Origin of the sequence: Prochlorococcus marinus str. MIT 9211 (assembly GCF_000018585.1) — a bacterium.
GTDB lineage: Bacteria > Cyanobacteriota > Cyanobacteriia > PCC-6307 > Cyanobiaceae > Prochlorococcus_D > Prochlorococcus_D marinus_B.
This window is the reverse complement of record NC_009976.1, coordinates 39194-61772: the sequence shown is the minus strand read 5'-3', so window position 1 is coordinate 61772 and position 22579 is coordinate 39194. Positions and strand designations below refer to the sequence as shown.

General features: G+C 38.4%; 16 protein-coding genes. 10 read left to right on the top strand and 6 right to left on the bottom strand.

What is annotated here, in order from left to right; all coding sequences use genetic code 11:
• Positions 1-67 precede the first annotated feature (67 nt).
• Entirely contained in the window at positions 68-673 is a 606-nt protein-coding gene (coaE, locus tag P9211_RS00270; protein ID WP_012194612.1) for a dephospho-CoA kinase, read from the top strand.
• A 6-nt stretch (positions 674-679) separates the two neighbouring features.
• Here the strand turns inward: coaE and gatB are convergent, their stop codons facing one another.
• Positions 680-2155, bottom strand: a complete 1476-nt coding sequence (gene gatB / locus P9211_RS00265; RefSeq protein WP_012194611.1) for an Asp-tRNA(Asn)/Glu-tRNA(Gln) amidotransferase subunit GatB — start codon at positions 2153-2155, stop codon at positions 680-682.
• A 104-nt stretch (positions 2156-2259) separates the two neighbouring features.
• Between gatB and P9211_RS00260 the strand changes: the two genes are divergently transcribed.
• Positions 2260-3420 carry an FAD-dependent oxidoreductase gene (locus tag P9211_RS00260; RefSeq protein WP_012194610.1) on the top strand — a complete coding sequence of 387 codons (1161 nt, stop codon included), beginning with the start codon at positions 2260-2262 and terminating at the stop codon, positions 3418-3420.
• Here the strand turns inward: P9211_RS00260 and ndk are convergent.
• On the bottom strand, positions 3377-3832 hold the full coding sequence (gene ndk / locus P9211_RS00255; RefSeq protein ID WP_012194609.1) for a nucleoside-diphosphate kinase: 456 nt from the start codon (positions 3830-3832) through the stop codon (positions 3377-3379). The two genes, P9211_RS00260 and ndk, sit on opposite strands and share 44 nt — an antisense overlap.
• Positions 3833-3982: 150 nt before the next feature.
• Between ndk and speA the strand changes: the two genes are divergently transcribed.
• Positions 3983-5929: a biosynthetic arginine decarboxylase gene (speA, locus tag P9211_RS00250; protein ID WP_012194608.1), complete on the top strand. Its 1947-nt coding sequence runs from the start codon at positions 3983-3985 to the stop codon at positions 5927-5929.
• A 2-nt stretch (positions 5930-5931) separates the two neighbouring features.
• Here speA and alaS read toward each other — a convergent pair whose 3' ends face one another.
• The gene (gene alaS / locus P9211_RS00245) at positions 5932-8604 is read right to left on the bottom strand and encodes an alanine--tRNA ligase (protein WP_012194607.1); all 2673 of its coding nucleotides are present in this window, start codon (positions 8602-8604) and stop codon (positions 5932-5934) included.
• 95 nt (positions 8605-8699) lie between these two features.
• Between alaS and P9211_RS00240 the strand changes: the two genes are divergently transcribed.
• The 6 genes from P9211_RS00240 (at position 8700) to P9211_RS00215 (ending at position 17553) form a co-directional block, all read left to right on the top strand.
• On the top strand, positions 8700-11903 hold the full coding sequence (locus P9211_RS00240; RefSeq protein ID WP_012194606.1) for a DEAD/DEAH box helicase: 3204 nt from the start codon (positions 8700-8702) through the stop codon (positions 11901-11903).
• A gap of 5 nt (positions 11904-11908) precedes the next feature.
• Positions 11909-12802 carry an SWIM zinc finger family protein gene (locus P9211_RS00235; protein ID WP_012194605.1) on the top strand — a complete coding sequence of 298 codons (894 nt, stop codon included), beginning with the start codon at positions 11909-11911 and terminating at the stop codon, positions 12800-12802.
• Between the two features lie 127 nt (positions 12803-12929).
• Positions 12930-14699 (top strand): diflavin flavoprotein, encoded by a 1770-nt coding sequence (locus tag P9211_RS00230; protein ID WP_012194604.1) that lies wholly within the window; start codon positions 12930-12932, stop codon positions 14697-14699.
• Positions 14699-16540 (top strand): diflavin flavoprotein, encoded by a 1842-nt coding sequence (locus P9211_RS00225; RefSeq protein ID WP_012194603.1) that lies wholly within the window; start codon positions 14699-14701, stop codon positions 16538-16540. Before P9211_RS00230 ends, P9211_RS00225 begins: the two co-directional genes overlap by 1 nt.
• A gap of 48 nt (positions 16541-16588) precedes the next feature.
• Positions 16589-17113, top strand: coding sequence for an NAD(P)H-dependent oxidoreductase (locus P9211_RS00220; protein WP_012194602.1), 525 nt, complete (start codon positions 16589-16591; stop codon positions 17111-17113).
• A gap of 233 nt (positions 17114-17346) precedes the next feature.
• Positions 17347-17553, top strand: coding sequence for a hypothetical protein (locus P9211_RS00215; protein WP_012194600.1), 207 nt, complete (start codon positions 17347-17349; stop codon positions 17551-17553).
• A 22-nt stretch (positions 17554-17575) separates the two neighbouring features.
• On the opposite strand, the gene mrdA is transcribed toward P9211_RS00215, so the two are convergent.
• Genes mrdA through P9211_RS00200 form a run of 3 tightly spaced genes read right to left on the bottom strand, consistent with a single transcriptional unit; the run spans position 17576 to position 20394 of the window.
• Positions 17576-19384, bottom strand: a complete 1809-nt coding sequence (gene mrdA, locus P9211_RS00210) for a penicillin-binding protein 2 (RefSeq protein WP_012194599.1) — start codon at positions 19382-19384, stop codon at positions 17576-17578.
• 36 nt (positions 19385-19420) lie between these two features.
• Positions 19421-19768 (bottom strand): hypothetical protein, encoded by a 348-nt coding sequence (locus P9211_RS00205; protein ID WP_012194598.1) that lies wholly within the window; start codon positions 19766-19768, stop codon positions 19421-19423.
• A gap of 14 nt (positions 19769-19782) precedes the next feature.
• Positions 19783-20394, bottom strand: coding sequence for a hypothetical protein (locus P9211_RS00200; RefSeq protein WP_012194597.1), 612 nt, complete (start codon positions 20392-20394; stop codon positions 19783-19785).
• A gap of 58 nt (positions 20395-20452) precedes the next feature.
• Here P9211_RS00200 and P9211_RS00195 point away from each other — a divergent pair, with 58 nt between their 5' ends.
• Positions 20453-22543, top strand: a complete 2091-nt coding sequence (locus P9211_RS00195) for an acyltransferase family protein (protein WP_012194596.1) — start codon at positions 20453-20455, stop codon at positions 22541-22543.
• Positions 22544-22579: the final 36 nt, after the last annotated feature.

The following is a 22579-nucleotide window of genomic DNA, read 5'->3' as shown; positions in this document are numbered from 1 at the left end:
GCTTACTTAGAAAGAAGAATAACTATTATCCTGCGTTATAGGAGCGAAATTTTACAAGGCTATTAATTTGCAAAGATGGCAAGGATCTCAAAGACGTATTGGAATCACTGGCGGCATTGCTAGTGGAAAAAGTACAGTTGGAAGCTACTTAGCAATCAACAAAGGTTTGCCAATTCTGGATGCAGATTTATTTGCTAGAGATGCTCTTCAACCAGGTACTCCCGCGGCAAATGCTGTTCTAAAAAGATTTAAAAATAGAATTATCTCAACAAATAAGGATAGACAATTAATTGATAGGCACAAATTAGGGGAAATTATCTTTGGAGATAAAAATGAACGAAGGTGGATTGAAAATTTAATTCACCCAATTGTAAGGAAAAGATTCTCACAAGAACTAAATTTAATGCAACGTGAACCGATAGTAATACTAATTATTCCTTTATTATTTGAAGCTGATTTAACATCACTTTGTAGTGAAATATGGGTTATAAGTTCAACTAGAGAAACTCAAATGAATCGTTTATTAAAAAGAGATGGTCTTTCCAGAAATTCTGCTGAAAATAGAATTAACGCACAATGGCCATTAGAACTAAAAAAGAGACTAGGAGATACAACTATTGAGAATAATAATGAACTACAAAAATTATATTTAGAGATAGATAAATTACTTTAAAAATTCCTAAGCTTGTAACTGCTTTAGTAAGATTGTATTGGCAAGCTTTGGATCAATCTTACCACCCGTTTTCTTCATCAATTGACCAACAAAAAATCCCTGAAGTTTTGTTTTCCCCGATCTAAATGCTTCAACCTCTGCTGGATGGGCTACAAGCAACTCATTAATCATTGAAGTAATAAATACAGAGTCACTAATCATTCCTAAGCCATTTCTCTCAACATATTCTTTCGGGGAGCAACCTGTTTGAAGAAGTTCTGGAAGAATCTCTTTAGCAATTTTCCCACTAATCTTTGCATCAGAAATCAGTTGAATCATTTCAGCTAACTCAGAGGGGCGCAATGGAAGAGTAGAAAAATCCTTCTTATTTGCTTTTACATAAGCCGCTATATCACCTGTAATCCAATTAGAGGCAATTTTGGGGTCTGCTCCTTCTAAAACAACTGCTTCAAAATAAACTGCCATGGCTAACTCATCGGTTAGTACTCTTGCATCGTATGCAGACAAACCCATCTCATCTGCATATCTATGACGTTTTGCGGCAGGCAACTCTGGTAATTCCAATCTCCACTTCCTTTGAAGATCAGCACTAACCTCAATTGGTCCTAAATCTGGATCAGGAAAATAACGATAATCACTACTACCTTCCTTAGATCGCATACTTTTAGTCAATTGCCTAGATTCATCCCAAAGTCGTGTTTCCTGGTTCACAACACCACCTTCTTCATATAAACAAATCTGGCGCTCAATTTCATATTCACAAGCCTTTTGAATTGCTGAGAATGAATTCATATTTTTAATTTCTACTTTTGTGCCAAATGGAGCATTTTCGTCCCTTCGGACAGAGATATTCACATCACATCGCAAAGAACCTTCCTGCATATTCCCATCAGAAACTCCGAGGTATCTAACTATTCGTCTTATCTCCGCAGCATATTCAGCTGCTTCTCTCCCAGTACGTAAATCTGGTTTACTAACAATCTCTGCCAAAGCTACTCCAGCGCGATTGTAATCAACCAAAGAATGGGTAGAACCAGCTAGTCGGTCACTGCCAGAGTGAACCAATTTCCCTGCATCTTCCTCCATATGTAATCTTTCTATACCAATTTTTTTTAAATAAGTGTCTTTACCTTTTTCAGCAACTTCTACTTCAATCCATCCCTCTTCCGCAATAGGTTCATCAAATTGAGAGATCTGGTAATTCTTAGGAAGGTCAGGATAAAAATATTGCTTCCGATCAAATTTGCTATGTCGAGCAATATTCAAATTTAATGCCATAGAAGCTTTAACGGCATACTCAAGGACTTTCTTGTTTAAAACCGGCAAAGTACCAGGCAACCCGCAAACAACTGGATCAATATGCGTATTAGGGGCATCACCAAAATGCGTAGACGCTGAAGTAAATATTTTGCTATCTGTTCCCAATTGAACATGAGTCTCCAAACCAATCACTGCTTGCCACTCAGTATTAGAGCTAGACATTTTTAATATCAAGTTCGAGATTCTTTCATCCTATGGAAAAGAGAACAACTTGGATAGACAACGGGCACTAAAAAACTCAAAATTAACTCTATCAAGGGCCAAAAATGGCGACACATACTTCAGAACGATTACTAATTCTTGGAGGTGGTCTCATAGGGCTCTCAATCGCTCATGAATTAGCAAGCAAAGGACGTAAGGTTGAAATCTTAAGCAGAAGAAGAAGCGAAGCTGCAGGTTTTGTCGCTGCGGGGATGTTGGCTCCACATGCAGAAGGGCTTAGTAATCAAATGCTTGAACTAGGTCGCTCAAGTCTCTTGCAAATACCTGAATGGGTCCAGAAAATTGAGACCAATAGCGGAATGAATTGTGGACTCAGAATGAGTGGAATAGTCGTACCTTTTTGTAATCTTGAAACCAGAGAGAAGTATCCAACGGCTCGTTTTGGTCAGTCTCTAAATAGACTTTCATTAGAAAAAGAAATACCTGGAATAGCCTCTCAATGGGAAACTGGATTACTGTTTAGTGAAGATGGGCAAATAGACAACCGGCGTCGTTTAATGAGAGCCCTTGAAAAAGCATGCGTGGAATTAGGGGTGCACTTTCAAGAAGGTGTAGAAGTCCAATCTTTAATTTATAAAGAAAATGTTTTTCAAGGCGTTTATGTATGTAATGCATCAGGTCAAGTGGAAGAAATTTTTGCAAACGAAGCCGTTCTTTGTAGTGGAGCTTGGAGCAATCAACTTTTTAAAGAAGTACCAATATTCCCAGTCAAAGGACAAATGTTTTCTATACAAGGTCCGAAAGATGCCCTTAAACGAATCATGTTTGGACCAGGAATTTATTTAGTCCCTCGCGAAGACGGCTTAATCATTGTTGGCGCAACAAACGAAAAAGAAGAAGGTTTTAATGAAGGTTGTACACCATATGGACAAAATGAATTACAAAAGGGAGTGGAGTCTCTTCTTCCTTCAGCAATGTCTTGGCCACATATGGAGCGCTGGTGGGGCTTTAGACCATGTACACCAGATTTAAAGCCAATTCTGGGAAATTCATCTCTAAATGGGCTCTGGCTAGCAACTGGACATCATCGCAATGGAGTACTTTTAGCAGCTATTACATCGGACTTAATTGGAAAATGCTTATGTGATCAACCATTATCAAATTCAGAAAAAAGTTTATTGCAACAATTTCATTACACGCGATTCACCAATAGTGAAATTACTACTCCACTCTCCACAACTGATCTGAAGGGTTCCAATCGCTAAGTTCCGAAGATTCAAACCATAAACCTATTTCAAAACTCGCAGTTTCTGGACCATCCGATCCATGAATCACATTTCTTCCAATATCTATAGCCAAATCTCCTCGAATAGTTCCAGGGTCCGCATCAAGAGGCTTTGTAGATCCAATTAGTTTTCTTGCTCCCAAAATTACGCCTTCGCCTTCCCATATCATTGCAATAACAGGACCACTGGTGATGAAGTCAACCAATCCTTTAAAGAAAGGTCGCTCTCTATGAACTCCATAGTGCTGCTCAGCCAATGCTCTACTAGGAATTAATTGTTTTAGGGCAATTAACTTAAAACCTTTCCGCTCAAAACGACTAAGGATTTCACCGACTAAGCCTCTCTGCACACCATCAGGCTTAATTGCAAGGAAAGTTCTTTCCGCAACCATAAAAAAATAAATTCAGAATGGAGCTATCGTCTACTGAGAAGTACCCTCTTGGCAAGCAAAACAATAGGATTAAAAACAACTGTTCTTAGAATGGGCTCGTATCCAATGAACACCCCTTCAAATTTTATAAATAGTTTTCTCTACTAAACTTTGTCCAAATCCAAGCCCCTCACTAAGAAAAATGACTGGTCTGTTGAAGACAGTACTGTTTTATATCGACTGGATAAATGGGGGAAAGATTATTTCTCAATTAATGAATCTGGAAATATAAAAGTCAGTCCGACGGGGCCTGAAGGTGATTCATTAGATTTAATGGTATTAGTTAAAGAACTGAATAGTCGCAATCTAAAGTCACCTCTTTTACTTCGTTTCGATGACATTCTTGAAGACAGAATCAAAAAATTACATGGTGCTTTTAAAAATGCAATTTCACATTATGAGTATGAAGGAGAATATAAAGGTGTCTTTCCAATCAAATGCAACCAGCAGCGACATGTTGTCGAAGAAATAGTTACATGTAGCCGAGAATGGCATTTCGGCCTCGAGGCTGGAAGCAAAGCAGAATTATTAATAGCACTTTCCTTATTAGATGACCCTGAAGCATTACTAATTTGCAATGGTTACAAAGATAAGCGTTATATAGAAACATCTATTTTAGCAAGACAATTAGGAAGGAAACCTATAGTAGTTATTGAACAATTAGATGAAGTTGATCGCATTATCAATGCTACTAAGAAAATTGGATCTGCACCCTTTATAGGTATAAGAGCAAAATTATCGAGTCAAAGTAGTGGTAGATGGAGCAACTCTATTGGAGAAAAATCTAAATTCGGCCTATCAATACCAGAAATATCTCAAGCAGTCCAACAATTAAAAGATGCGGGCCTGCTCAAAGAATTAATTCTTCTACATTTCCACATAGGGAGCCAAATTAATGACATAGCAGTTTTGAAGAATGCATTGCAAGAAGCCAGTCATATTTATATCGAATTAAAGCGCCTAGGAGCACCAATGGGTCATCTTGATGTGGGGGGTGGCTTAGGAATCGATTACGATGGTAGTCGTACGGCAACACAAGCCTCTACAAATTATTCACTTCAAAATTATGCAAACGATGTAGTAGCCACCATTCAAGAATGCTGTAAAGAGAACCAAGTCCAAGTACCAACCTTAGTGAGTGAAAATGGAAGAGCCGTTTCTAGTCATTTCTCAATATTAGTTTTTAATGTTTTAGGAACCAGCTCAATTCCTAGTGATACTCGAGCAACAACAGAACATGAGTGTCTCAGTGTTCAAAATCTACGTCAAACATTAAGATCTCTAAGTGAAGAGCCACACAATATTGGCGTTGATATCTCAAGGTTGCAAGAAGCATGGAACGACGCACTTAAATTTAAAGAAGATGCATTGGCTGCATTCCGTTTAGGGTACATAGGTCTGGAAGAACGAGCTAAGGCAGAGCAACTTACCTGGGCCTGTGCAAAAGCATTAGCGGTGAAACTGCCAAAAGACACTTTGATTCCTGAAGAACTAAATGCACTTAATGCAGCACTAGCTGAGACCTATTACGCCAATATATCTATTTTTCGTTCAGCACCTGATACATGGGCCATTGGCCAACTCTTCCCAATAATGCCCATACATCGACTAAATGAAAAGCCAACTCAACTAGGGCATTTTGCTGATTTAACTTGTGATTCAGATGGTAAATTATCGAAATTTATTGATAATGGACAAGCTAAATCTCTGATTGAGTTGCATAGGCTTAACTCTAATGAAGATTATTTGATAGGCATGTTTCTAGGAGGGGCATACCAAGAAGTGATGGGCAATCTCCATAATCTATTTGGAAGTACGAATTCGATACATATCCGCATGGCAAAAAATGGAGGGTACAAATTAGATCACGTTATTCGTGGGGATACAAAAGCAGAAGTACTTAATGCAATGGAACATGACTCCGAGCAATTATTAGAAAGACTGCGAATAGCGAGCGAATCAGCTATACAACAAGGAAAGTTAAAAATCAATGATGCTCAACGCTTAATAGAACATGTAGAAACCAGTCTTAGGCAAAGCACATATTTACAAGAATAATTTCAAAGTAAAGCACCCATTAATTGCTCTCTTGCAAGATCTAAAGCCTTATCTAGAGGCTTCGCATCACGGCCACCTGCTTGCGCAAAATTAGGGCGCCCTCCTCCTCCTCCTCCACACATCTTGGCTATTGGCCCAAGAAATTTACCGGCATGTAATCCATGAGCAACTGTCTTAGCTCCAAATGCCGCAACAAGAATTACTTTATTGGGATCGCTCTGAGTTGGAGTTCCTGCAAGTAGTACAGCAGAACAATCACCCAATTGATCAACTAACACCTTTGCTGCCGATTGCAGTGCTTCACTTGGCACACCATCTAAACGGTGAATAATATAATGACTAGATTTAATAGCTGTTGCTTTACTAACAAGTGCCGAAGTCTTCGCGAATGCAATTTCTTCCTGTGCTTTGATCAGTGACTTCCCTAATAGCTTAACTTCATCTTGTAAAGCAATCACTCTATCGACAATCTCATTTGATTGAACCTTAAAACGTTCGCTCAGAATCCGTACAACTGAATCACGAGCATTAAAATAATCAAAAACTCCTGGGCCAGCAACAGCTTCGATTCTACGAATTCCAGCAGCTATTCCGGATTCTCCAACAATCTTAAAAGCTCCTATATCAGCTGTATTCGCTACATGTGTTCCGCCACAGAGTTCCATAGATACCCCTGGCACATCAACTACTCTCACTAAAGTGCCATATTTTTCGCCAAACATTGCAACTGCTCCAGCTTGTTTCGCATCATCTATCTTCATTTCTTTGACTACTAAAGAATGTGATTCAGATATCCATAAATTTATTTTTTTTTCAACCTTCTCTAGCTCTTCAGAGGACACTGGAGAGGAACAATGGAAATCAAATCGCAAACGCTCAAAACTTACTAAGGAGCCGGCTTGACTAATTTCAGAGCCAACAATTTCCTTTAATGAAGCTTGTAAAAGATGTGTAGCAGTATGATTTATTTGAGCACGTCTTCGATTTATATGATGAACTTGACTTTGAATTATATCGCCTACCTGTAGCCTTCCATTCTTAACAATACCTCTATGAACAAACACATCATTATTTCTAATTACACTATCAATTTCAATTAAGCAATTAGTGACAGATTCCTTAAACAGGATCCCTGTATCACCAATCTGACCTCCGGATTCTCCATAAAAAGGCGTAATATCAAGGGCTACTTGTATTACATCATTTTCTTGAGCTTCTTGAGCAAGCTCACCATTAATGAATATTGCTTGCACAGTACTAGTTTCTGTTAAGCATTCATACCCCTTGAAATTTGTTGGCTTAAGTTCTCTAACCGCCTTGTCAAGTGTATCCTGCAGTGTCAAATCAATTGTTGTACTGGCTGCTTTCGCACGGATACGTTGCCTCTGCATTGCCTTTTCAAAAGCTTTTAAATCAACTTCAATCGAATTTTCCTCAGCAATTTCTTGAGTTAATTCCAATGGAAATCCATACGTGTCATATAACTCAAATGCCTGTTCACCTGATATTTCTTTTGGATTGTTTGAAAGTAGATCTGCCAACAATCTCTCACCTCTCTCTAATGTTTCTAAAAAACGTAGCTCTTCTCTTTGCAACTCTTTCAAAATCACATCACGCCTTTCAAGTAGCTGAGGGTATGTAGACTTCATTAGAGAAATAGCTACTTCACCCAGATCAATTAAGAAAGGTTTTGGTATACCAAGAAGGCGCCCATGTCTAACAATGCGCCTCAACAATCGCCTCAAGATGTATCCACGCCCTAAATTACTCGCTGATACACCATCGCTTATCAACTGAACACATGCTCTAATGTGATCACCAATAACCTTATAAGAGATCCGCGTTTTTTTATCTGTCTTTTGATAATCAACACCTACTAAGTAGGCAACCTTTTCTAATAAAGGGTAAATTAAATCTGTCTCATAATTATTAGGCACTTTTTGTAAGATTTGTGCCATTCTCTCTAGACCCATACCCGTATCAATATTGCAATTAGATAGTGAAGACAACCTGCCAGTAGAATCCCTATTAAATTCCATAAAAACCAAGTTATAGAATTCTATAAATCTAGTGTCATCTTCTAAGTCAATACAATGATTCCCAAGCTCTGGATTGAAGTCATAATACAATTCCGAACAAGGTCCACACGGTCCTGTAGGTCCCGAAGACCAAAAATTATCTGCCTCATCCATCCGAATAATCCGATCAGGATTTACTCCAATGATATTTCTCCAAATTTCATAAGCGTCATCATCTTCTCGAAAAATACTAACTACAAGGTATTTGGGATCTAAGCCAAAGGTTTTTGTACTTAACTCCCACGCCCATTGAATTGCTTCTTTTTTAAAATAATCACCAAAAGAAAAGTTACCTAGCATCTCAAAATAAGTCTGATGCCTGGCAGTACGGCCAACATTCTCTATGTCATTTGTACGAATACATTTTTGACTCGTAACTACTCTAGACGAAGGTCTCTCTTCATGACCAAGAAATACAGGCTTAAAAGGTAGCATGCCTGCAATTGTGAGTAAGACTGTTGGATCATCAGGCACCAAAGATGCACTAGGTAAAACTTGATGACCACGTTCGGCAAAAAAATGCAAAAATGCAGTCCGAATCTCCTCTCCTGTCAGAGGGTGTGACTTTGAATGAGGCGACAATTGTTCAACTGTCATGATTGGCTATAGAGTTGACCTAAATCGTTATTGCCCTTGATGGAATAACGTTTCATAGGGAAGGAGCTCCAATTCATGCTAACCGCGTTGCGGGTATGAGTCTGCTACACGCTACTTGGCTGCCAGCAATGCGAACCGGAAGTTCGCATAATCCAGGACTACTCATCTGGGCTGATTCATGGAGAGTTGCAAAACCAAGCATAGTCAGCAATCAGCCTGTAATACATCCATTTGCCTTATCAGCAGCAGATTTACGTATTTGGCTATTGCAAAAAAAGCTTTTACCTAAAGAAAGTATTGAATGTACAGCCTTATTAACTCTACCTAGTAAATCTATTAAAAACTCATTAGACAAAAAATTAAATGGAGTAACGGACTCACAAAATACTAGCGATCAACCTCAATGGAGTGGACTACCTTTACAAGCAGGAGAGCCAGTAACTAAACAATGTGAATGGTGGCCCTGGCAAGTTGAAGGTATAGCAATCAAACCCAGTGAAGCTGCATCGTGGCTTGCAAACTTACCTCTCACGAAAAAAGATCCTGAGCTTAGTGAAGAGATCCTATGGTGGAGTCATTTAGAACGTTGGTCTCTAAGTTTAATTGCTCGTGGCCTTTGGTTGCCACAAGTTGAATTAAATACAATTGATAATATTGGAGCTAGAGCTAGGTGGAGTCCTTTACTTAATAACGAAAACGAGCGCAAAAGATTAGAAGAATTCTCTATCAGGCTTCCATTAGTAGCAACATGTGCCATAAAAAGAGAGGAAACTTCTGAAGAAAATCAAAACCATATATTAAAGACTACTCCTAGGGAAACACTCGATGAATACGGACTTGCAGTATGTCGACCAATCAATAGTCGACTTCAAGTGGCTTATCTCTTAGAAGAACTCGTGGATGGACAGCTAAGAAAAGATTTTGAGGAAAGTTCTGAAGACCTTGATCCATTGCTGAAAGCTTGGCAAGAGGCATTAGGATCACATAATGGAGTCATTCGTCTTCCGTTGGAAGATTGTGAAAGATTAGCCAAGGCAAGTAAAAATTGGAAAGAAAATTTATCAGGCAATGTTAAAGGTGCAAGAGCATGCCTTGAGCTTTTTGCACCACTTGAAGGAGAAGATTTATGGGACTTACAATTCTCTTTACAAGCTGAAGCAGATCCATCACTAAAGGTAGCAGCAGAAGCAGTATGGAATGCAGACTCAGCAGTTCTACAGATTGGTGATATTCAAATAGCGCAGCCTGGAGAAATTCTACTAGAAGGTCTTGGCAGAGCACTCAATATCTTTCAACCAATAGAAAGGGGTCTGGAAAATGCTACTCCAAATAATATGCAACTCACACCTGCAGAAGCTTTTGTTCTAGTACGTACAGCCTCAAAGCAATTACGTGATATTGGTATTGGTGTAATACTACCTAGAAGTTTATCAGGAGGATTAGCAAGTCGACTAGGTATAGCTATTAAAGCAGAGTTAGCGACTAGTGCCAGAGGATTAACACTTCGAGAGAATCTAGAATGGAGTTGGGAGCTAATGATAGGGGGAAGCATATTAAGCCTTAAAGATCTAGAACAACTGGCAAGTAAACGCAGCCCTCTAGTTCGCTATAAGGATTCATGGCTTGAATTACGTCCAAATGATCTTAAAATCGCCGAAAAATTCTGTAGCAATAATCCTGAATTAAGCCTAGATGACGCATTAAGACTTACCGCAACTAAAGGGGAGACTCTAATGAAGCTTCCAGTACATCAATTTAATGCTGGGCCAAAGCTCCAAGGCGTTTTAGAGCAATACCACCAACATACAAGTCCTGAGCCTCTAGCTGCACCAGATGGCTTCTATGGACAACTGAGGCCTTATCAAGAACGTGGCATAGGATGGTTGGCTTTCTTGCATCGTTTTAATCAAGGTGCATGTTTAGCAGATGACATGGGCCTGGGCAAAACAATTCAAGTGCTTGCTTTTATTCAGCACTTAAAAAGTAACAAGGACCTCAAGAAACCTGTTTTGCTAATTGCACCTACGTCAGTATTAACAAACTGGAAACGAGAAGCTTATTCATTTACACCAGAGTTATCTGTATTAGAGCATTACGGTCCTAATCGTTCATCTACATCAACACTCTTGAAAAAGATTCTCAAAAAAGTAGACATTCTTATTACTAGCTATGGCCTACTACATAGAGATAAACAGCTTCTGAAAACAATTGATTGGCAAGGTGTAATTATTGATGAAGCACAAGCTATAAAAAATCCAAATTCAAAACAAAGTCAAACAACTCGTGAAATTGTTAAAGGCGGAAAAATAATCCCTTTTCGTATTGCATTAACTGGTACCCCTATAGAAAATCGTGTAAGTGAGCTTTGGTCATTAATGGATTTTTTAAATCCATCAGTACTTGGAGAAAAAGAATTTTTTGATCAACGCTACAAATTACCGATTGAACGTTATGGTGATATTTCTTCGTTAACCGATCTCAAAGCTCGTGTCAGTCCCTTTATTCTTAGAAGGTTAAAAAGTGATAAATCAATTATCTCGGATCTACCAAGCAAAGTCGAACTAAAAGAATGGATTACTCTTAGTCAAGAGCAAAGAGCTCTTTATAACAAAACTGTAGACAATACCTTACAGGAAATCGCAAGAAGTCCTATTGGTCAGCGTCATGCGAAAACCTTAGGTCTATTAACACGTCTCAAACAAATATGTAATCATCCTGCTCTTGCCCTCAAAGAAAAAAACATTAGCGATGATTTTGGAATACGATCAACCAAACTTCAAAGGCTGGAAGAACTTCTTGATGTGATATTCGCAACAGAGGACAGAGCTCTTCTTTTTACCCAATTCGCTGAATGGGGTCACTTACTACAAGCTTATCTAGAAAAAAAGTGGGGACATAGCATACTTTTTCTACATGGAGGAACTCGCAAAATAGATAGACAATCAATGGTTGATCAATTTCAAGAAGATCCCAGAGGCCCAAAATTATTTTTACTTTCTCTCAAAGCAGGTGGTATTGGTCTGAACCTGACTCGAGCTAACCACGTGTTGCATATTGATCGATGGTGGAACCCTGCCGTAGAAAATCAGGCAACAGATCGTGCTTATAGAATTGGTCAAAAAAATAGCGTAATGGTTCACAAATTTATTGCTACAGGGTCAGTAGAAGAAAAAATTGATCAAATGATTACTGAAAAGTCTAAGCTCGCAGAAAATATAATTGGTGCAGGTGAAGATTGGCTTGGCAAACTTGGCATCAATGAATTACGTGAATTAGTTTCCTTAGAAAAAGAGAGTTAACAACTATGTCATTCTCTTCCAAAAACAACTCCGAAATAACAACTGCTCTGGGTAAAGAAGGACTAGGACAACAATCTTGGTGGGTAGAACAATGGATGGAACTAATTAATTCCTATCGATTTAAGAAACGTTTAGAGCGTGCCTGGGGCTATGCAAGAGAAGGCAATGTCACCTCAATACGGTTTGAAGGAAGAAGAGTGCATGGAAGAGTTCAAGGGACTGAAAAAGATCCTTATAAGGTAAAGCTTTGGTTAGACGTGCTAGATGAAGAAGATTGGCAATATGTCCTAGAAGCCATGGCTCAAAAAGCAAAGTGGTCAGCACAGTTATTAGCAGGAATTATGCCTAAGGATATTGAAACGGCTTTTGCAGCTAGTGGTCGCAGACTGTTTCCATTCAAGCTACAAGAAGTAAAAAGCGAATGTAGCTGCCCAGATCAAGCAAATCCATGTAAACACATAAGCGCTATTTACTTTTTAATGGGAGATAGATTTAAAGAAGACCCTTTTGTCCTTTTTCAATTGCGTGGTCGTAGTAAAAATCAACTATTAATTGACTTATCCAAGCAACGAGTAAAAATCTTAGAGGAAATTACTACAGGAACACATAAAAAGAAAGTATCCAGAAACAAAAGTGAAAAGCAATTAGTCAATCAAAGCCATCCAGCATTTTCAAATGCGAGCTTGTGGTGGTCATACACCAGTAATTTAAATTCAGATTTAGTGATCATCACAGCTGCTATGGAAGGAGAAGAAGGTTTATCCATTGCTGGGGCCTTGCCATTGGCTGAAGATCCACAATTCCAAAAATCTCATCAAACATTCTTCAAAAATTTAATCAGACATAATCAAAAAGAAGCACAAAAAGCAATGATCAAAGCAATGTCAGAAAATAATTAATGTAACCTAGTGAAGGCATTACTTTAGTTCTAATAAAAAGCATTAAGGAATGATTGGCTTTTCACTAAAGTTAGTCACGACAATTGACTTTGACTTATTAGAGTCTGCACAATCATGAAAAGAATGCATGACTGACCCTGTTGCTGTAATTGATCAATCCCAACCTGAGCTTCAGCTATCTTTGCAATGCGAGATAATTGCGCCCAATACTACTACTATTCGTTCATTAGATTGGAAGCGTAGTCGGTTCGATATTGAATTTGGTCTCAGAAACGGAACAACCTACAATAGTTTCATTATAGAAGGTGAGAAGAAAGCCTTAATAGATACCAGTCATGAAAAATTTCGAGATAGCTGGCTAAAACTTTTTAAAGAGCAAGTCAATCCACAAGAACTTGATTTTTTGGTTGTTAGCCATACAGAACCAGATCATTCTGGCTTAATCAGTTACCTTCTTGATTTCAATCCAGAAATTCAAATTATTGGCTCAAAAGTTGCAATTCAATTTTTAGAAAGTCAAGTTCATCGCCCCTTTAAATCCCAAGCTATAAAAACTGGATGCGAGCTTGATCTAGGCATTAACCCATCTAATGGAATCCATCACAAATTGGAATTTCTAAGTGCACCAAATTTACATTGGCCAGATACCATTTTTTCCTTTGATCATGCCACTGCAATCCTCTTTACTTGTGATGCCTTTGGCCTCCATTACTGCTCAAGTGACATGTTCGATATTGATCCAGAATTAATACTTCCTGATTTCCGTTATTACTACGATTGTCTCATGGGCCCAAATGCACGTAGTGTTTTACAAGCACTAAAGCGAATAAAAAATTTACCCAAAATAACAACAATCGCCGTTGGGCATGGTCCCCTTTTACGACACAACATTGATCTTTGGCTAAGCAGTTATCTAAGCTGGAGTGAAAAACGTAACAAAGGGGAAGGGTATGCAGCTGTTTGTTATGTAAGCCAATATGGTTTTTGTGACCGCCTAAGTCAGGCAATTGCATTAGGTATTAATAAAGCCGATGCGCAAGTTCAACTTATTGATCTGAGAGCTTCTGATTCTCAAGAAATCAGTGCACTCATAGGAGAAGCTAATGCAATCATTGTTCCTACTTGGCCTCATAACACTGATGCTGAACTTCAAAGCGCTATAGGAACACTGCTTGCAGCTCTTAAACAAAAACAATGGGTAGCTGTATACGATGCTTATGGTGGAAATGATGAACCAATTGATGTAGTAGCCAATCAATTAAGAAGCCTGGGTCAAAAAGAAGCCTTCTCGCCACTAAGAGTTCGTGGTACACCGGATGCAAATACTTTTCAACGTTTTGAAGAAGCAGGCACTGATTTAGGACAACTACTTAATCGTAAAAAAAATATTGCAAATATTAAAAGTTTTAGTGGCGATCTAATGAAAGCAATGGGTCGAATAAGCGGGGGTTTATATGTAGTAACAGCCAGTCAAGGTAAAGGAAAAGAGCAACGACGAGGCGCAATGGTAGCCAGTTGGGTAAGTCAAGCAAGCTTCAATCCTCCAGGCATCACTGTTGCCGTTGCAAAAGATCGTGCAATAGAAACTCTTATGCAAGTGGGAGATCGTTTTGTAATCAATGTACTTCAAGAAAATAACTATCAAAAATTATTCCGTCAGTTTCTAAAAAGATTTCCACCGGGAGCTGATCGTTTTGAAGGTATCTCCATATTAGAAGATGTCACAAAAGGAGGTCCAGTATTGGTCGATGCCCTCGCATACTTAGATTGTCTAGTCAAGCAAAGATTAGAGACTACAGATCATTGGGTTATCTACGCGTTAGTAGAGCATGGAAACGTCGCTAACGTAGAGTCCAAAACAGCTGTCCATCATCGCAAAGTAGGCACGTCATATTGATGTCAAATACAACAAGTCATCCATTATCTCAAACAAAAACTGACAAACATGTTGTCAGTATTCCTATAGAAGAAGATTTAATTTGTCTGAAATGTATGAGTCCAAGAAAATTAAGATTTGAAATTGAATATGCATTAGAAAAGGGAACAACAGCCAATGCTTTTCTATTTACTCAAATAAATGAAACCAATTCATCTGCTGTTTTAGTTCATCCACCAGGAATTAATTTTGAGGAAGTTTTTATTGCAGAACTAATCAACATTATTTCTCATAAAGATACAAACTTATTAGTTGTCATTGGGCATATCAACCCTAATAGGGTCGCCTTATTAAAAAAACTAGCGGAGATATTCAACCATATTGAGTTTGTGGCTTCTAATCCTGCAGCAAAATTATTAAAAGATCTTTGGTATCAAGTTAAGCCTTCACAACTCAGAAATAATGAAGAGAGCAATACAATCATTCCGCCTCTACCAAATATTAAGTTAATAAAGCAAGAGCAGACCATAGCTCTTTTTAATGAGTATGAAATGCAGCTCATACCTAGTCCTACTGCTCGATGGCCTGGTGGATTAATCAGTTTTGAGCGAAAATTAGGCCTACTAATGAGTGACAAGTTATTTGGTGCTCATTTGTGCAATGACCTCTGGGCAGAACCCAACAGAAGCAGTACCGAAGAAGAGCGTCGTCATTATTTTGACTGTCTAATGAGTCCTATGATCAGCCAAGTAAGTTCAATTATTGAAAAACTTGAAGATCTGGATATTCAAACTATTGCGCCTGGACATGGGCCAGCCATAGAAACCAGTTGGCGTAGTTTACTTAATGACTATCAAAGATGGGGCGAAGGTCAACAGAAGGCCTCCTTAAAAGTAGTTTTACTATTTGCAAGTGCCTATGGAAACACAGCATCTATTGCTGATTCTCTTGCAAAAGGAATTAATTCAACTGGTGTCAAGGTAGACAGTTTAAATTGCGAGTTCACTCCTGCAAATGAACTAGTTCAGGCCATAAAAGAAGCGGATGCCTATCTTATAGGATCACCTACTCTGGGTGGACATGCACCAACTCCAATAGTTGCAGCACTGGGAACCTTACTTGCTGAAGGAGATAGGCAGAAACCAGTAGGAATTTTTGGTAGCTATGGCTGGAGCGGAGAAGCATTAGATCTTCTAGAAAATAAGCTCCGAGATGGAGGTTTTGAATTTGGTTTTAACCCAATAAAAATAAAATTTAGTCCTAATAATAATATTATTAAAACCCTTGAAGAAACAGGAACCCAATTTGGGAGACAACTATTAAAAGAACAACGTCGCAAAAAACGTCGACTAGGGGGAGGTATTAGTACAACAAAAAGTGATCCTGCATTATTGGCTCTTGGGAAAGTAATAGGTTCTTTATGTATCTTAACTGCCTTCAAAAATACTGAAGAAGAGAGCCTTTCAGGTGCAATGGTCGCCAGTTGGGTAAGTCAAGCAAGCTTCAATCCTCCAGGTATAACAATTGCAGTGGCTAAAGACAGAGCTGTCGAAACCCTACTGCATAAAGAAGATTTATTTGCGTTGAACATTCTTAATGAGGAAAACTACCACAAACTTTTAAAACAATTTCTACAACCTTTTAAACCAGGTGCAGATCGATTTAAAGGAATACAGGTTGACCAAAGTCCAGGGAAACAACCAATACTTCCAGAAGCATTGGCCTGGCTTGAAGGCTCTGTCCAGCAAAGAATGGAGTGTGGTGATCATTGGCTCATCTATGCACAGATTCACCATGGCAAAGTACTAAGTTCAGATGGAGTCACAGCAGTCCACCATCGAAACACAGGAGCAAATTATTAATACTAAATTCTGATAAACCTAGATAAGGAACCTTTTCAACAGATTCGAATGATTACTACCAACGATTTACTAGTAATGACAGCTAGTAATGGCGAAAATCTCAAACTCGCGGAACGTTTTGTTCTTGCAAGCAAAAAACTAGGAGCCAAAGCTGATTTACTTGATCTGACAACACTTAATCTGCCTCTCTACAATCCCAGGACTCATCAAGAAAAAGGGAGTCCATCTTCTATTAATGCCTTACATGAACAATTAGTGACACAACCAAGATGGGTCATTTGTGCGCCTGAATACAATGGCTCAATACCTCCGGTACTAACTAGCGCAATTGCTTGGTTATCAGTTCAAGAAAATGATTTTCGCAAATTATTTAATGGCAGGCCCATTGCAATTGCAAGCGCTTCAGGTGGTGGATGCATGGAACTGCTGCTCTCGATGCGAATACAGCTCACACATCTAGGCGCTCAAGTAGTAGGTCGGCAATTAGCTAGTAATAGCAAAAATCCAGCAAAAGATGAATCCATTGAAGATCTTTTAAAAAGACTCATGCAAATGGAACCATTGAGGCTTTAGAGCAAAGTTCTCACACTCTATATATAGAGTTAGGCTAAGCGTAGGAAATACTCCAGTCATTTCTATCTTCAAGCAAGCAATTATGCTAAATCTTTTTTCAGGCCAAGGGTTTAGCAAATTAAGCATCCGATAACACAAGCTCAAGGAAGTTCATAATCTACATTTTTCATAATTGCAAAGACCCCATATATTGTGCTTTTATATAAGTAAGACGTGCAGCAATTATTTTCAACATGAGAGTCATCTCAGAAAAAATTACAGCAGTTCGCTATAAAGGTTTTATTCTGCTTGAACAGCACAACAAAACATGGCTGGTCAGACCAGAAAGAAGCCCCATGCATTTATTACCTTTTAGAACACCAATATGTTCTTTATTGGAAGTCAAAAAAATACTTGATTTAAAACTGTCTCAAAAAGAAGAAAATATTCAAGCGGCTTAATATCAGAACGTTTTTAAGAAGTTTATAAATCCTGATGCCATGCTTTCAGAACTTCTCTAGCCATTGGCAATGCATGGACTGAACCTCCACCAGGAGTATTTTGTGCAAAAGCGACTACAACAATTTCTGTTGATTCATAAGGGGCAAAACAAGCAAACCATGCATGATCACTACCTCCTGTACTGTCTTCAGCAGTACCTGTTTTGCCAGCAACAGGAGGGAGTGTAGATAAATCCTGATTAATGCTTCTACCGGTTCCGGAAACAGCTACTTTTCGGAGCCCCTGGCGAATTTTGTCTATCGTAGAAGCTTTTATATCTACCTTTTTTCTAAATTTTGTTGATAACCAATCAATCTTTCCATCAACCAAATGAGGAGTAATTAAATAACCCCCATTTGCAAAGACAGCATATGCACGAGCTAATTGTAACGGTGTGACCTGCACAACAGCCTGTCCTATAGATGCACTCGCTATATCTTCTGGAATCCAAGGCGTTGTTCCTGGCCTTCCCCAACCTCTACCTTTAGCGGCCCAAGCTTCATTACCAACAAAACCTTTACTCTCTTCATTTTTAATCTCTATACCTGTAAAAGAATGAAAGCCCAACTTTATAGCAGCTTCGTATAACTCTTCTGCACCAACGCCTACACCAACTTGATAAAAGAAAGTATTACTTGAAACACGTAATGCATCCTCATAACCAATTTTGCCAAAACCTTGACCATTATGTTCAGGAAAGCAATGTCCTCCATATCGAATGCAAGGAACAGTGTCCAAAACCACATTCGGCGGGAATTTTCCACTCTCCATCCCAGCCATCCCTGTAACTACCTTCCAAGTACTTCCTGGGTCATATGCATTTAAAGCTCTACTTAAAAGAGGTAATTGCGAAGATAAAAAGATTTCCTCATATTCTTTTTGAGTAGTAATTGATTTGGTAAAGAAATTGGGATTAAAGCTAGGTTGACTTGCAAAAGCTCTAATTGCTCCATTGCGTGGATCTAATGCAACAATTGCACCTCCTCTCTTTCCTTCCAGCGCCTTTTCAGCTGCTAACTGTAACTTTAAGTCTAATGTAAGCTCTAAATCTTTTCCGGCCTTAGGAGACTGATAACCAAGACTCTTTTGAATAGTACCTGCAGCATCAACTTCTAACATTTCACCTCCCCATTCTCCTCGAAGGTGATTTTCAAAAACAGCCTCTAGACCTATTCTTCCAATGCGATCCTTTATCTTATAACCCTTTTTAGCTAATTTTCTATATTCATCAGAAGTAATAAACTGGGTATAACCTAATGCATGAGCAGCAAGATTATTAAAAGGGTAATATCTAATTAATTCAAGATGTATTTGGACCCCTGGAAAGAGATTCTCATTTTCTCTAAAGCGTACAACCTGTTCATCAGACATTTCATTAATTAGAGTAATGCTAAATTCATTATCTTGAATTCCCTTGTTAAACAATTGATCAATTGTATTGTTATCTAAATATAATAAATCAGAAAGATTTTTAGAAAGCTCTGGCCATTTTTTAGTACTTATAATATGTGGTTGAATAAATAAAGAGTGAACAAGTCTACTGTCTGCTAAAATATTCCCATTAATATCTAATATCCTTCCTCGGATTGGTGGGCTGGATACTAGTCGAATTCTATTTTCTTCAGACAATTTGCGGTATAAAGAACCTTGCAAAATTTGCAAAGAAAAGAGTCGTGAAGCAATTAAACTAAATAAAGCAATTGTAAAAATTGCTAGTATTTTAGGTTGATTAGTTAAGTCAATCTTTCTATTCTTATTTGCATTAAAGCGATTATCTTTATCTGCTTTCATTTTAAATAATCCAATTAGAAAATAAAGATTTTAGGTTTATTCATCACTTAAATATAACTTAAGCAAATCCAATCTATCCTCAATCCTCTTTAGAACTGGTATCAATACAGAATCATCTTCTACATTATGATCATCTACCAAAATCTCTACTTCCATAACGGGATTACCCAAACCAGGGCTAATTTGATCAAGTTGCTCTCGTAATGATTTGGCTGCAGAGTGACCTTCAGTTTTCAGTTCTTGAAGAGGATCTAAAGATGAGGAGAATGCTTCTGCAACTTTATTTGCCCCACCCTGCCGAACTCTCTTAAACAATGCCATTCCTACAGGCAAAACTTCCTGCATCAACATTAAACGCAAATTATCCAAAATAGATGCAGGCATCAGAGGCCCTAAAACTAGTTGATACTAGTTTGATCTGTCGAGGAAAAATATGGAGTGCAGCTATTACTAGAAATACCCATCGACCAACCTCCAAAAACTGCAAAAACACAAATAGCAGCTAAAGGTACAACAGCTTTATGAGTTGTCTCAAGACTAAGCCATTCTCTCCATTCTCTCCAAAGTCGTTCTCTAGCGATCCGTTGCTTTTCTTGAGATTCCTTCTTAAAACGCCTTCTAAAAGACTTCTCTACCCACCTTTCAAATGCACGTTTTTTAGTAACCGCCATCTTCCTTTCAACTTCCAGGAGCTGTCCTGAACTAAGCTCTGGATGAAAAGTACTAATTAATTCAAGACTTTTAAGAAACATCTCAACAGCACCATCTTTAATATTTTTTTCTTCTTGCTCTAAATAATTCCAATCAATTTCCGGATAAAAACGCATTCGATTTATTCTAATTTGCTCTTCTCCTATTTGACCAGGTTCTCTCAACCATCGATCCGTATTGGTATCAAATCTGCGCCAATACAAAAAAGGGTTTAAAAAGATTGTTTTACCTGACAACTGGATACTGTCATACTGAAGCCTTCGATCAGCAACTACTTCAGTTTGATTGGCTACTGTCAATGTATTTTAAGTCACTGTTCTAAAATAACTACTACTCATCGCTTTAGCTAGTCCTAAGATGATGTCAATAGATATCGAAGAAAATAAATCAGCCATAAAAAGTCGTTACCGCTCAGAGATTGATGGTCTAAGAGCATTTGCAGTTGTAACCGTTATCATCAATCACTTCAACAAAGACATCTTACCTGGTGGATATCTCGGTGTTGATATCTTTTTTGTTATCTCAGGATTCGTTATAACATCATCTCTTTATCAAAGACCCAGTAAAAACTTCAAGGATTTCATCAGCGGATTTTACGAACGAAGGATCAAGCGATTAGTGCCAGCACTATCAGTTTTTGTCTTCATCACAAGTATTGCGATCTGCTTATTCAATCCAATACCAAACGTATCACTACAAACTGGTCTGACTTCATTATTTGGTTTATCTAATATATATCTCTTCCAACGATCAACTGACTACTTTGCCCAATCAACAGAACTCAATGTATTCACACACACTTGGTCTCTTGGTGTGGAAGAGCAGTTCTACATCCTATTCCCATTTCTGATTTGGTTTTCTGGGTTTAGCAGACAAACGAAAAATGGTTCTCGTAACCTATTCCTGACAGTTGGAGCACTAACAATTGCCTCATTGATTGGTTTCCTTTACCTCTATCCAATCAAACAATCAGCAGCATATTTCCTAATGCCGTCCAGGTTCTGGGAGATAGCATCAGGTTGCTTACTTTTTATTGGATTTCAGAAACGAAAATCGATCGAGTACTTACTTGCGAAGATACCGCCCCTAATGGTTTTAGCATTGATTGTTGGGGTGATGTATTTGCCGATGTCTTGGGCAGCAGCATCAACAGTTGCAGTTGTTGCTCTATCTTCCGTTCTTATCGCCTCTTTGAGGAAACAAACAACAGCATTCACATTTTTCACCAATCCCAAAGTCGTTTATATAGGTCTAATATCTTACTCGCTCTATCTATGGCATTGGGGTGTCCTTTCCATTAGTCGTTGGACAATCGGAATTCATTGGTGGTCAGTTCCATTCCAGATCGTTCTGATGTTTGGATTAGCAAATGCTTCCTATCTATGGATCGAAACTCCGCTACGAAAGGGCAACTGGTTTGGAAAACGATGGAAAACATTGATGATCGGCGGAGGATTGTTGGTTACTCTTTCTGCGGGTCTAGTTGCCCTTAGCAAACCGCTCAAAGGAAAACTCTATAGTGGTGAGGACTTTACTAACACCATCACAAAACCATTAGAGTTCAAAGGAGATATTACTGGGCGCATTGCAAAAGACTGCCATAGTTCCGACAGCAAAGAAAATGATGCCTTGGTAGGTGCAAATAAGATCACAACTCAATTCATTGATAACTGTTTGTCAGCAAAAAGTGAAAGACCGCTAGTTGCCTTTAGCGGAGACAGTCATTCGCTCGCGATCTTTCCCATTAGCGAGGTGATTGCATCTACATCGCAATACGATGTTTTTTCTCATAGCAGAGATGGATGTGCCTTCCCTCCCCAAGGTGAGACTAATAGAAAATACTGTTACGAGGTTCAGTCATCAATTATCAAGACGATGATTGACAAGATGAAAAGAAGGAGTAGCGGATCAGTCCTGGTCGCAACATCATATCTAAACTCTCATTTTGGATACGGTGGAAAGCATAGATTCCAAATCAAGAAGTATTCTGAACGTTCAAGAAATACTGTTGACAAAAACCTCTCAGACTTTATAAATACCTCCAAGAAACTTGCAAGCAAATTGAACGATGCCAATGCCTCTCTAATATTGGTTGCTCCACTCCCGCAGCATCCAGGTTTTAATGCTGAACTGTGTTCACCACAATGGTTCCGACCATCAATAAGAATCATCTGTCAGAAAACTGATAAGGATTTTCTCCAAAAACAAAGAAAGCACATACTTGAAGCGATGAATGCACTGGCAATGGAAGTTAGTAACATTTATATTTTCGATCCGTTTGATAAATTCTGCGACAAAAAAAACTGCTATGTGGTAAAAGAAAATACTTATTTATACAGTGATTCTGACCACCTAAGCAAAGAAGGAGCGATTATGATTTCAACAGACCTTCTCTCAATGATAGTTCATATAAACTCTTCAAAAGGTCATTCCAATAAGAATCAGTAGACAAATCAATACTTTACAAATACAAATTTAGTCTCG